The 12,931-nt window shown below is 43.4% G+C and carries 10 protein-coding genes; 7 read left to right on the top strand and 3 right to left on the bottom strand.

Features of this window, described 5'->3' with window-relative positions; translation table 11 throughout:
- Positions 1-210: 210 nt before the first annotated feature.
- From MuYL_RS02290 to MuYL_RS02300, 3 genes are read left to right on the top strand one after another with little or no spacing between them, the layout of a single operon-like run.
- On the top strand, positions 211-1,050 hold the full coding sequence (locus tag MuYL_RS02290; protein ID WP_094568985.1) for a universal stress protein: 840 nt from the start codon (positions 211-213) through the stop codon (positions 1,048-1,050).
- Between the two features lie 7 nt (positions 1,051-1,057).
- A complete protein-coding gene (locus MuYL_RS02295) occupies positions 1,058-1,903 on the top strand; it encodes a universal stress protein (RefSeq protein ID WP_094568986.1) in 846 nt (281 codons plus the stop codon).
- A gap of 60 nt (positions 1,904-1,963) precedes the next feature.
- The gene (locus tag MuYL_RS02300; RefSeq protein ID WP_094568987.1) at positions 1,964-4,663 is read left to right on the top strand and encodes a cation-translocating P-type ATPase; all 2,700 of its coding nucleotides are present in this window, start codon (positions 1,964-1,966) and stop codon (positions 4,661-4,663) included.
- Here the strand turns inward: MuYL_RS02300 and MuYL_RS02305 are convergent.
- The 3 genes from MuYL_RS02305 to MuYL_RS02315 are packed head-to-tail and all read right to left on the bottom strand — an operon-like array spanning position 4,641 to position 6,838.
- On the bottom strand, positions 4,641-5,708 hold the full coding sequence (locus MuYL_RS02305; protein WP_094568988.1) for an AI-2E family transporter: 1,068 nt from the start codon (positions 5,706-5,708) through the stop codon (positions 4,641-4,643). The genes MuYL_RS02300 and MuYL_RS02305 overlap by 23 nt on opposite strands.
- A gap of 35 nt (positions 5,709-5,743) precedes the next feature.
- Complete coding sequence (locus MuYL_RS02310; RefSeq protein ID WP_094568989.1) at positions 5,744-6,319, bottom strand: CDP-alcohol phosphatidyltransferase family protein; 576 nt, start codon at positions 6,317-6,319, stop codon at positions 5,744-5,746.
- Positions 6,320-6,352: 33 nt separating this feature from the next.
- Positions 6,353-6,838 carry a hypothetical protein gene (locus MuYL_RS02315; RefSeq protein ID WP_094568990.1) on the bottom strand — a complete coding sequence of 162 codons (486 nt, stop codon included), beginning with the start codon at positions 6,836-6,838 and terminating at the stop codon, positions 6,353-6,355.
- A gap of 282 nt (positions 6,839-7,120) precedes the next feature.
- Here MuYL_RS02315 and MuYL_RS02320 point away from each other — a divergent pair, with 282 nt between their 5' ends.
- From MuYL_RS02320 to MuYL_RS02340, 4 genes are all read left to right on the top strand, one after another.
- The gene (locus MuYL_RS02320; protein ID WP_094568991.1) at positions 7,121-7,732 is read left to right on the top strand and encodes an START domain-containing protein; all 612 of its coding nucleotides are present in this window, start codon (positions 7,121-7,123) and stop codon (positions 7,730-7,732) included.
- 243 nt (positions 7,733-7,975) lie between these two features.
- Positions 7,976-10,294, top strand: coding sequence for a PSD1 and planctomycete cytochrome C domain-containing protein (locus tag MuYL_RS02330; RefSeq protein ID WP_094568993.1), 2,319 nt, complete (start codon positions 7,976-7,978; stop codon positions 10,292-10,294).
- A gap of 5 nt (positions 10,295-10,299) precedes the next feature.
- The gene (locus MuYL_RS02335) at positions 10,300-11,757 is read left to right on the top strand and encodes a DUF1501 domain-containing protein (RefSeq protein WP_094572827.1); all 1,458 of its coding nucleotides are present in this window, start codon (positions 10,300-10,302) and stop codon (positions 11,755-11,757) included.
- 99 nt (positions 11,758-11,856) lie between these two features.
- On the top strand, positions 11,857-12,882 hold the full coding sequence (locus tag MuYL_RS02340; protein ID WP_094568994.1) for an NHL repeat-containing protein: 1,026 nt from the start codon (positions 11,857-11,859) through the stop codon (positions 12,880-12,882).
- Positions 12,883-12,931 lie beyond the last annotated feature (49 nt).

Consider the following 12,931-nt stretch of genomic DNA (forward strand, 5'->3'; position numbering starts at 1 on the left):
CGAGGTATTCCATTAAAACAAAAAATGATACTAAAAACAGAGCCTCTCCGGCGCAAACCCAACCGCGTCCACTATGACAAAGATCATTTTTCCGTCTGCTGCCGGTCACTAAAGTACCTGGTTATGTTCAATAGCTTTACAATATTGCTGTAAGCTGTGAATGCCTTCCTTATTGAAGAGGCCTCCGGCAAGACCTAAAATGTTAAGCTCATGAAAAAAATAAGCGCGGCCTTTGACGGGTTAAGATTCTCTGATGGAACACTGCAATATGCTATTAAAATAGCTGAAGCAAGCAAGGCGCTGCTCTCCGGGGTTTTTCTCGAATCATTTCTTTATCATGGCTATAAATTAAATGATATGGTTGGTGAACACGGCATATCAGAGGTTAAAATGAAACATTTAGCAGAAAAAGACAATGAGGTGAGGCTTAAATCGGCAGATCTTTTTAAAGATACCTGCAAAAAGGAGCACATTAATTATACCATTCATCATGATAAAAACTTTGCAGAGCTTGAACTGCTTAGAGAAAGCATTTACAGCGATTTAATATTGATTAGCGCGGATGAAACTTTGAGCCAGATTACAACCCCAAGGCCCACACCATTTATCCGGCAGTTTTTAGCGGAAACGCAATGCCCGGCGCTAATAGTGCCCCGGGTATATAAACCTATTAAAAAAGTGATCTTGTTGTTTGATGGGAAACCCTCTTCGGTATTTGCTATTAAGATGTTTAACTACCTGATGCCATGGCTGCGAAGCATGGCCACAGAAGTGGTATCCGTAACTGACCCGGACGATAAGAGTCCGCTACCGGATGAAACATTGCTTAGAGAGTTTATTCAATGCCACTACCCCGAAGCCACATATACCCTGCTGAAAGGCAACCCTGAGCAAGCCATTATAACCTACCTGAAATCCATTGACCATGATTTCCTGGTAGTTTTGGGAGCTTATCACAGGAGCCAGGTCTCCCGGTGGTTTAAAACCAGCCTGGCAGATATATTAATGAAAGAAATTGACATGCCGTTATTTGTAGCGCATAATAAATAAACCAATTATGGAAAAAATACTTGTCACTACCGACCAATCATCCAACTCAAAATCAGCAATCAGGTACGCGGCTAAACTGGCCAAACTACGGCATGCCGAATTAGTGATCCTGCAGGTATATCATCTGCTAAAACCATTTAAATGGAGTGATGCCGCCTTTGAAAAATATGCAGATGAGTTTAAGCAAAAAACCACCGCCGAATTAAATGCTTTCGTAAAAGACGTTTGCCGTACGGCAGATCAGCCTGCGGTGCGCTATCAAATAGCACTGCACGATAATTTTGATACGGTCGATGGCATTATTGAATATTCCGCCGCGCATAACTGCAAATATATTTGCATCAGTACACGCGGCGCAGGCGCCTTCAAAAAAATATTTGGAACCAATACCAGCAAACTCATCAACAGATCAGAAACCCCTGTGTTATGTATCCCAAGCGCCTATCGCACAAAACCTATAAAGCACGTCCTGTACGCTTCAGACATGACGGATTATGAAAGAGAACTATTACAGGTCGTCGAATTTGCACGCCCGGTTAAGGCTACGGTTGAATTGCTGCACGTTTTTTATCCATATGAGTTTTTAGGGGATAAAGCTTTAACGGAGGCTTCGTTGAAGAAAAAGGCCAATTATGGCATAAGTGTGCATAACCTGAAAAGAGATGTTACCAATGCGCTGCTGGACGATATTGGCGCCGCTGTTAAAGCAAGTAAGCCATCGTTGCTGGTACTTTTTACACACCAGGCCAGACCTCTGTTTGAGCGGCTGCTGTTCCCTGGTAATGCTGAAGAATATTCATTTTATGGAAACATACCGCTGCTTACCTTTAATAAATCGCCGGTAATTAATTAATGGGGCCTTCAATATACATAGGGTCTGCGTTTGAACTGTCATTTAGTTGCGTTAAAAAACATGAAAATAAGATATCCGCTCAAATATCCCTATGCCCTTTCAACAGCTGATATTGCGCTTTCATTTCAAACAGATCCTGCAATGGGGTTATCTGAAGCCGAGGCATTAAAACGCAACAAATTGTTCGGATCAAACAGTTATAAAACGCGCCGTCAAAAAAGCACTGTGCTTATACTTATTCAGCAGTTTAAAAGTCCCATTGTTTATTTGCTGATTTTTGGTGCATTTGTTTCCTTTTATTTTAGCGACTATTTGGAAACCGCAGCCATTGTAGCGGTAATCCTCATTAATGCCATTATAGGCTTCTTTATGGAATTACAGGCGAGTAACTCAATGAACGCGCTGAAAAAAATGGATATCATCTTGTCAAAAGTAATCCGGAACGGTGAGATCAAAGAGGTTTCGGCCGAACAGTTGGTTCCGGGCGACCTGTTCGTTTTAGAGGCAGGTGACGTTATTCCTGCCGATGGCCGCTTAATTGAAAGTAACCAGCTACAATGTGACGAGTCGTCACTTACCGGTGAATCTCAGCCATCGTTAAAACATACAGAAAATATTCCTGAAGACACGATGGTCGGCGACCAGCAAAACATGGTTTTTAAAGGCGCTTCGGTAATGAACGGAAACGCGCAAATTATAACTACAGGAATAGGCGAAAACACACAACTGGGAATTATTACCTCGCTTGTAGACAATGCTGCAGAAACTGTTACCCCTCTTGATAAAAAACTAAACGGATTAAGCCGCAAACTAATATGGGTAACCCTGGTTATGACCGCCATATTCGCCACAGCCGGATTAATTAAGGGGAAGCCATTATTGTTGATAATTGAAACTTCCATTGCTTTGGCGGTAGCGGCTATTCCCGAGGGATTACCTGTGGTAGCAACGGTGGCCCTGTCATACGGCATGTTACTTATGGCTAAGCGCAATGCGATTGTAAAAAAGCTGTCGGCTGTGGAAACACTTGGAGGCACCAGCGTAATACTAACCGACAAAACGGGCACATTGACAGAAAACAGGATTCATGCGGATACCCTTGTATTTCCGGACGATAAAGTTAAGGTTGTGATTGAAAATGGTCTTTTAAAATACAATGCGGACCATATTAGTAAAAGTTGTGAAAATTTTAGAAAAGTGCTGCTTACAGGTGCGCTATGCAACGATGCTCCGGCTCATACAAACTCCGAAACAAAAAAAACAAGGGGAGACGCGGTGGAAATTGCTCTTGTTCAGTTAGTAAACACATCAGGAGGCAATGTGGAAAACATCAGGAAAGAGTACGCGCGGGTAGCTGAAGTTCCTTTCAGTTCAGAGATCATGATGATGGCTAATTTACATCAAAGTGCGGGCGGGTACTTTTCGGCAGCAAAGGGGTCTGTTGAGCACCTGCTGGAACATTGCACTAAAATCCAGCATGATGAAACTATAAAAGCGATTGATGCCGATAACCGCAAGAATATTATTGAACAGTCTGAAAAAATGGCTGTAATGGGTTTGAGGGTACTGGCGTTTGCATACCGGAATGATGTGGATTTGAATGAAAAGAATTACCTGGATGACCTGGTCTATTTGGGACTGATCGGATTTTTAGATCCGCCGCGGCTGGACATCAAAGGGGCAATATTGAGCTGTAGAAATGCCGGAATCAAGGTGGTTATGATCACCGGTGACCATCCGCGTACGGCGCTTAACATAGCCCGAAAAGTTGGGCTAACTGATGAAAATGAAACCAGGGTGATTATTGGAAAAGAACTGCCGCCAATGGAATCATTATCAGCAGACTGGAAAAAAAAGATTTTATCTACCGTTGTATTTGCACGGACGACACCCCAACAAAAGCTGGAAATAGCGGCTGTTTTTCAAGCGGCCGGCAATATTGTAGCAATGACCGGCGACGGCGTGAATGATGCTCCGGCACTAAAACAGGCAGATGTTGGTATTGCCATGGGGTTGAGGGGTACACAGGTGGCCAAAGAAACCGCCAGCATTGTGCTTAAAGATGATTCATTCACCTCTATCGCGGAAGCGGTATCACATGGCAGGGAGATTTTTCAGAACATTCAGAAATTTGTGGTTTACCTTGTTTCATGTAACCTTGGCGAGATATTTATTGTAACATTATTAGGAATAATTACCCCGGCGTCAACCCTGCTGCCGCTACAGATACTGTTTTTAAACATGGTGACCGATATTTTTCCTGCATTGGCGCTTGGCCTGGGTAATGGTGATGAAACGGTTATGTTAAAACCACCCAGAGATCCTAAAAAGGGCATAATAACTAACAAAACATGGGTAATTATCGGTATCTACGCAACCGCTATGACCGTGGCCGTTATTTGCGCCGTAGTGTATTGCAACGCCTTTATCAGTACCGACAGCAATGTGGTTAACAACGCTGCTTTTATCACACTAATATTCACACAATTATTTCATGTATTTAATATGCGGTCATCGGGATCGAAAGTGTTGGTGAACGAAATAACAGGTAATAAATTTGTATGGATGGCCCTGCTTATTTGTGGCGGCCTGGTGTTATTGGTTTATTCGATTCCTGAAACGCGCTTAATATTGAACCTCCGGGTATTACCGGCAAGGGTATGGTTGGTATCCATAATAGCCGGCTTGTTGCCGCTGTTATCGGTTCAGCTTTATAAAATACTTACCTACAAAAAAGCTAAATTTTCATCGGGCTTTTAGTTGGTCTGTCATCGCCCAGTAATATACCCCACTGTTTATAATCAGCAGAGCGGTCAAACACAATTTTCAAAACAGAAAGGATAGGCATAGCCAGGAACATCCCGGAGATGCCAGCCATGGCACCACCCACAATAATGCCTACAATTGAGGTAAGCGGGTTTATTTTTACCTGCGACCCTACAATGCGCGGCATAAGTATGTTGTTATCCAGGAATTGCACAACGGTAATGGCACCCAAAACAATAAGGATATCCACTATGTTTTCTGATGAAGCCAGTGTAATCAGCACGCCCAATATATTGCCGATGAAAGCGCCCAGGTATGGGATCAGGTTAAGCAGGGCAAATAAAATACCAATCAGCAGCGCATTTTTAATTCCAAATAACATCAAACATCCACCCAATAAAATAATTATGTAAGTGATTTGGATCAGCAGGCCAATGAGGTAACTTTTAACCATCGTTTCGGTTTGCCTTATCCCTTCTTCTACGTTTTCATGGTCTTTTTTATCAAACCACATCAAAATAAATTTCAGGAAAAGGTTCCTGTACATCATAATGAGATAGATATAAATAGGTAATAACCCAAAGAAGATTATAAAGCCGGATAATGAACCTGCCGCACCACGCAAAACACTCCCTGCTGAGCTGAAAAGCTTTTTACTTTGCTCATTAATAAAGTTAAGCTGTTCTGTGGGCGAAAAGCCGAAGGAGGAACTTATCCAGGTGCTTAAATTATCAAGATGCCGGGTTACATTCTGCGTTATTTGCGGAAAATCGTCCAGCAATAGGCCAACCTGGCTTGAGAACACCCAAATAACCAATCCGGTTATAATGGCGAGTATTAATATAGGCAAAAAAATAGCAATCACTTCCGGTATATGGATCTTTCTAAAAAAACGAAAAACCGGCATCAGCATCAGGCTAAAAAAAAAGGCCATCAGTAATGGCATTATAATTGTATCGCAGGCAACTATAATTGAGCCTATCAGGAACATGCCCATCAATTCAATTGAACGTTTTACTGTTACCGGTATATCTTTCATTAAATTAGCTTAATTGTGTTGGCACCATCATAGCCTTATTGGGCCCCTTTTTTAAAAATCCAATATACACCTTTAATATCGGTTGTCCATTGCGGCAATATAGCAACAAGCATTATCTCTTCAGCCAAATCAATAATGGTTAATGCCGCAGTTATGTAAAACAACGTGTACGGTGGTTTAGGTAGGAAATAAAAAGAGGTAAGAAATACCGCCTGGAAAACCGCAGCTGCTTTAGCCATGTACGTATGAAAACTGCTGATTTTTCGGTAACGTAATAATGCGGCAACAATTTGAATTAAAAACAGCGCCACAATACAGGCTATTATTGCTATTTGTTCGGAAAGAAAAGCCGGGTTTATGACAACTATTCCTGTTATAGCCACTGCAACCGTTAAATCATCTGAAACGGAATCAATTATAGATCCAAAAGGACTGGTTACTTTGAATTTGCGGGCCAGGTATCCATCTAATACATCTGTTAAAAAACTAACGGCCAGCAACCATTTAAAAACCTCAAACTGCTTAATAAATATTAAAAGAAGCAACGCAGGCGCTGCAATCAACCTGTAGAGCGTTATGGCATTTACTGAATAGAACGATTGTTTATACATTTGCTGCACTGGTTACATATTTTTGTTCCTTAATTAATCATCATGTTTCAACTTCGGGGGCGTTCCTTTTGGTGTAAGGGTGGTAGCAATTTCGGTGTGCCTTATTTTACCGCCCAGGTAACCCGTCCATGATACGATTCCGAAACAAACCAATGTAACAAACGCTGTAATGATTGCTGCGTTGCGGGTTAGGGGCGATTGATTGACGGTGAAAAATACTCCTGCAAGTGCGAAAACTCCTAAAATAACCATGGCAATAATAGCGGCCTCTGCCGATTCCTGGTGTTCTTCAATTACATTTTTTGTAAAGCCCGGCAAATGTTCCACGGTCTCTTCCGCACCTTCGCCGGTAATATAGGCTATTGACGCGCCAATGGCCGACAGAATAAGTACGTTGTAGCCAGCAATTAACGTTTGATTGCTTTTAGTCCAGATGCCATGAATTAGAACTAAGCCGCCTATCAGCGAGCCAAATATGGGCAGGTGGGTAATTATTAAGTGTATGTGTGTTTGATCCATGACTTTTTTATAAAGATTGGGAATTAACCCCGAAAGATAAATGACCCAAGTCACAAAAAGATTGATTCACGCGCTGGCTCCTTAGTATGACGATCCTACTGTTAATAGCAGTTTTTTGCGATAACAGGTGTTTGTTGAACAAAACATATTTGGAAATAGTACTCGAAAGCAAACATTATAAATCCCTGCAAACAAATGTTAACTAATTTATATTCTTTATGTTATAAGGTTATGTAAAATAATGCTTATTATTAGTAGGTTGTATTTAACATCCTAATATTTATGAAAAAGAGGCTGATCCTGTTAAATATACTGTTGTTTATGTTTTATGCTGCAATTGCGCAAGGCAACTGGGAACTTAAGAAAAACGAGAATGGTATTGCTGTTTACACCCGTAAACCCGTAAACGGCGCTTTAAAGGAGCTAAGGGTTATTTGCGAACTTGATGCTACAAAAGCGCAACTGATAAGTACGCTGCAGGATATCGGCAATTATACAGACTGGGTATATTCAAACAAGAAATCGGAAATTTTAAAAAGCGTTGGCCCTCATAAAATTATTTATTATACCGAGTCGAGTTTGCCGTGGCCTATAAAAAATCGTGATCTTGTTGTTCAGCTGGATATTAACCCGGGGCCGGAAATTTTAGACATCCAGGCTAAAAGTCTTCCTGAATACCTCCCTCAAAATAAAAAATTCATCCGTGTTCCCTATTCATTGGCAAAGTGGAAGGTAACAGAAGCACCTAACAACAAACTAAAAGTAGATTATACTTTTAGTGTAGATCCGGGCGGCAGTATCCCATCGTGGCTTGTAAACGCAACCATGGCTATCGGTCCTTATAATTCGTTTGTTAAGTTAAGAGAAGTGCTGGAGAAAAAGAATGGCAAATAAGGGTTCATTATTACCCCCTGCTATAACTCCGATAACTAAGCAAAACCCGGCAATTTCCCGAAAAACCGGGACTGGCACCCAACAACTAATACCGGCAGAACAATTAATTCTGTCTCCCCTCCCTCTCTGTAAAAAACTTGTTTCATTACACTTAGGTAAAAAACTATTGCTGTTAAATTCACATTTATTTGCTTACATTTAACTTCATTATAAACCAGCGTAACGCTCATTACTTCCTGAACTATGCGGCGGAAACTATATTTATTGGGAATCTTTTGTGCGGGTAGTATTGTCGCGTTTCTCAACGCCTGCAATAATTCTGCGTCCAATATCGAGGATCAGGTGCCCGATAGCATCAGCTATAATTTTAACATCCGTCCCATTCTTTCTGATAAATGTTATAAATGCCACGGGCCCGATGCCAGTAAAAGGCAGGCCGGTTTACGGCTGGATAAACCCGAGAGCGCTTTTAAAGCTTTAAAGGATAATCCCGCAGCGCACGTACTGGTCCCCGGCAGCCCCGAAATGTCTGAACTATTCAGAAGAATATCTACCAATGACACAGCTGAAATAATGCCGCCGGCCAATTCAAACCTGAAACGCTTGACCCCACATGAGGTTGACCTGATTAAAAAATGGATAAAACAGGGCGCAAAATATGAAAAGCACTGGGCCTTTGTTCCGCCAAAGCTATGGCCCGTACCCGAAGTTGACAACAAGGAGTGGCCTAAAAACCCGATCGATAATTTTATACTAAAAAAACAGGAACAGTATGGGATTAAACCCAACCCCGAGGCTGATAAGGAGCATTTGCTAAAAAGAGTCAGCCTCGATTTAACAGGTTTGCCGCCCAGCCTTGAAATGCAGGATAGGTTTTTAGCGGACAAAAGTCCCGATGCATATGGCAAGGTGGTTGATGAGCTGATGAAAAGCCCGGCATACGGAGAAAAGATGGCACTGCATTGGATGGATGTTGCCCGTTATGCCGACTCGCACGGATACCAGGACGACAACTACCGTACGCAGTGGCCATGGCGCGATTGGGTGATTCATGCATATAATGAAAACCTGCCCTATGATAAATTTATATCGTGGCAGCTGGCCGGCGACCTGATGCCGGACGCCACCAAGGAACAATTGCTGGCAACGGGCTTTAACCGAAATCATAAAATAACGGAAGAGGGAGGTGTTATAAATGAGGAATACCGTGTAGCTTACGTTACCGACCGTACGAATACTTTCGGCAAAGCATTGCTGGGGGTGACGATGGAATGTGCCCATTGTCACGACCACAAGTACGATCCTTTTTCGCAAAAAGAATATTATCAGCTTTACTCTTTTTTTAACAGTGTGAAAGAGCCAGGTTTACAGGCGACAGTTGGCGGGCCCGAAACTTATGCCAAGCGGCCGCTGATGCAGATTACCAATGCCGACGTAAAGAGTATTTTGAAGTTTGTAAACAAGAAGGACACAGGCAAACTAATAGTATCAGTGATGGGCGATAGCGAGGTTTACCGCAAAACATACATCCTGAAGCGGGGAAACTATGATGCACACGGCGATGAAGTGCAGCCCGGAACCCCAGCCGCCATTATGCCGTTTAACAACGCCCTGCCTAAAAACAGGCTGGGGCTGGCCAAATGGTTATTTGATAAAAGGAACCCGCTTACCGCAAGGGTATTTGTAAACCAAACCTGGCAGGAGCTGTTTGGAAAAGGCATTGTAAAAAGCTCGGGCGATTTCGGGATGCAGGGCGACTTGCCCTCACATCCTGAACTGCTGGACTGGCTGGCGGTTGATTTTATGAATCACGGCTGGGATATGAAACGATTGGTAAAACAGATGGTAATGTCCGCAACCTATCGACAGTCGGCAGTACTCACCAAAGACAAAATGAAGATTGATCCGGATAATACACTCTTATCCCGCGGCCCGCGATACCGGCTCCCTGCTGAACTGGTACGGGACCTGGTACTTGCAAGCAGCGGCCTGCTAACCAAAACAATTGGCGGCCCCAGTGTAAATCCATATCAACCGCCCGGCCTGTGGGAAAACGCAACATCCGGTCGCGGTATTTTGGCCAGCTATAAGCAGGTTCATGGACCCGATCTTTACCGCCGCGGAATGTACACCCTCATAAAGCGCACTGTTCCCCCTGTTGAAATGGCCATTTTTGATGCCAGCAACCGCGACCAATGCGAAGTAAAGCGGCTAAGGACAAACACGCCTTTGCAGGCACTGTTAATGGAAAACGACCCGACGGTGCTGGAAGCGGCAAGGGTTTTAGCCGCAAGGTTACTAAAGGATAATACGCAGGCAAAAGACAAAATAACAAAAGCATTCCGCCTTATTATTGGCCGCACGCCAGCAGAGCAGGAACTGGGGATATTAACGGCTTATTATAATGACCAGCTAAAAACCCTGAATAAGAAGGACGCACAAAAGGTATTAACCGTAGGAGAATACCCCATTACGCCTGGGGTTGATGAGGTATTGCTGGCAGCCATGATGAAAACAGTTGATACAATTTATAATTTAGAGGAAGCGATAACAAAAACCTGATGTCCATGGAAAAAGATATTTTAGAGCATCGCCTTAATATAAACAGGCGCAGGTTTTTATCCAGGCTGAGCATGGGTATTGGGAGTATTGCCTTGGGTTCGTTGCTTATTCCTGATCTTTTCAGCGGCAGTGGTGGCGAAAGTGAGGCGGACTTTATAGCGGGCATTCCGAATTTTGCACCAAAAGCCAAAAGGGTTATTTACCTTTTCCAGGATGGCGCGCCATCACAACTGGAATCATTTGATTACAAGCCAAAGCTGAGAGAAATGATGGGGCAGGATCTTCCTGCCTCTGTTCGCGGTACCCAAATTCTTACCGGGATGACTGCTAACCAGGCCCATTTTCCGTTAGTGGGCTCCTTTTATGATTTTAAGCAGTACGGCGAATCAAGAGCGTGGATCAGCGATATGTTTCCGCACATAGGTGCAATTGCTGATGATATTTGCATTATCCGTTCTATGTACACCGAGGCTATTAACCATGACCCCGCTTTAACATTTTTCCAAACCGGGGCACAGCAGGGCAATCGTCCCAGCATGGGCTCGTGGGTAAGCTACGGACTGGGCAGCGAAAATAAAAACCTTCCCGCTTTCACCGTTTTACTTTCCAAAGGAAAAGGCAATGGGCAGGGTGTTTATTCAAAACTTTGGAGCAATGGTTTTTTGGATTCTATTCACCAGGGAGTACAATTTAGTAGCGGTGAAAACCCAGTGCTTTATTTAAATGACCAGTCGGGAATTGACCGCCGCGAGCGCCGCAAAATGCTGGATAAACTTGCGGAACTAAATGAGATCTCTTATAAAGAATTTGGAGACCCGGAGATCTCCGCCAAAGTACAGCAATATGAAATGGCCTACCGGATGCAGTCGGCCGTGCCCGAAATAATGGATGTTTCAAAAGAATCGGACGATATTATAAAAATGTACGGCCCCGATTGCCTGGTACCTGGTACTTACGCTGCCAATTGCCTGCTGGCGCGCAAGCTATCAGAAAGCGGTGTGCGTTTTGTGCAGCTGTATCACCAGGGCTGGGATCAGCACAACAACCTGCCGCAGGAAATGGCCGGCCAGGCAAAAGACGTTGACCAGGCATCAGCAGCACTGGTTACAGATTTAAAACAACGCGGCCTGCTTGACGAAACCCTTGTGATTTGGGGCGGCGAATTTGGGCGCACCAATTATAGCCAGGGCAAACTGGAAAAAGCAAACTATGGCCGCGACCATCATCCGCGTTGTTTCAGCATCTGGATGGCCGGTGGCGGTATTAAGCCCGGTATTGTTTACGGCGAATCGGACGAGTTTGGGTATAATATTGTAAAAGACCCCGTTCATGTGCACGATTTCCACGCAACTATTTTAAACCAATTGGGGCTTGATCATACAAAACTAACTTTTAAAAGCCAGGGCCGCAGGTACAGGTTAACAGACGTTGCTGGTAAGGTGGTGAAGGGAATAATCAGTTAAACGGGGGATTTGTGGAGATTAAAGGATAGTTTGGTTTTAACACATTTTATCAGGAAATCTTTTAATCCGCCTAAAATCCCGTTCAGACAATATATAACTATGGAAAGAAGAAATTTCATTAAGCAATCAGCCGTATTTACCGGCAGCTTTTTTATAGCAAAGGACCTGTTAGCAAAAAACGACGGGCCAATTTACGGGCATGGAAATATGCGTTACCGCATGGATAAGAGCTGGAGCAAAGCCGACCCGATAAAGAACCCGGTGAACGACTGCCACGAAATGGTACAGGACTCAAAAGGCAGGATCCTGCTACTTACCAACGAAACCAAAAATAACGTACTTATCTACAATAAATCAGGCAAGCTGCTGGATACCTGGGGGCATGAGTTTTCCGGAGCACATGGGCTTACGCTTGTTAACGAGAACGGCACCGAGTTTTTATTTATAACCGATACCGTGAAGCACCAGGTATATAAAACCACTATAGACGGCAAGATCCTGATGACCATTGATGTTCCGTTGGAAACCGGCGTTTACAAAAAGCCGGAAGACTTTATCCCAACGGAAACCTGGGTTGATACCAATGGCGATTTCTTTATTGCAGATGGTTACGGATCGCAATACGTAATGCACTATGATAAAAACGGCAAACTGAAAAGTTTTTTTGGTGGCCGTGGGGATGGTGACGAACATTTGGACAATGCACACGGAATTGTTATTGACAGGCGGGGCGTTACACCCACCCTGCTGGTAACCGATCGTACCCGCAACTGTTTTAAACGCTTTAGCATGGATGGCAAGCTAATGGAAATAATAAAGCTTCCCGGCGCTTGTGTATGCCGGCCTGTAATAAAAGGCGATTATTTGTATGCAGCTGTATTGCGTTCGCCCAATTTAAATGCCGAAAACACCGGTTTTACTACTATTTTGGATAAAAACAACAAAGTAGTATCCAACATCGGCGGTACGGAGCCCGTGTATAAAGAGGGTATTTTACAACCGATGGCACAAGCCGAAAAAATATTTTTAAACCCGCATGACGTGCTGGTGGATAATGACGAAAACCTGTATGTGGCGCAATGGGCATCGGGCAAGGTTTATCCTTATAAGTTTACGCGCGTATAATTGCTGTAGGGCGCTAATCATAAATACTAAAGATTTAAACTATTTATAC

It is taken from the genome of Mucilaginibacter xinganensis (assembly GCF_002257585.1).
Lineage (GTDB): Bacteria > Bacteroidota > Bacteroidia > Sphingobacteriales > Sphingobacteriaceae > Mucilaginibacter > Mucilaginibacter xinganensis.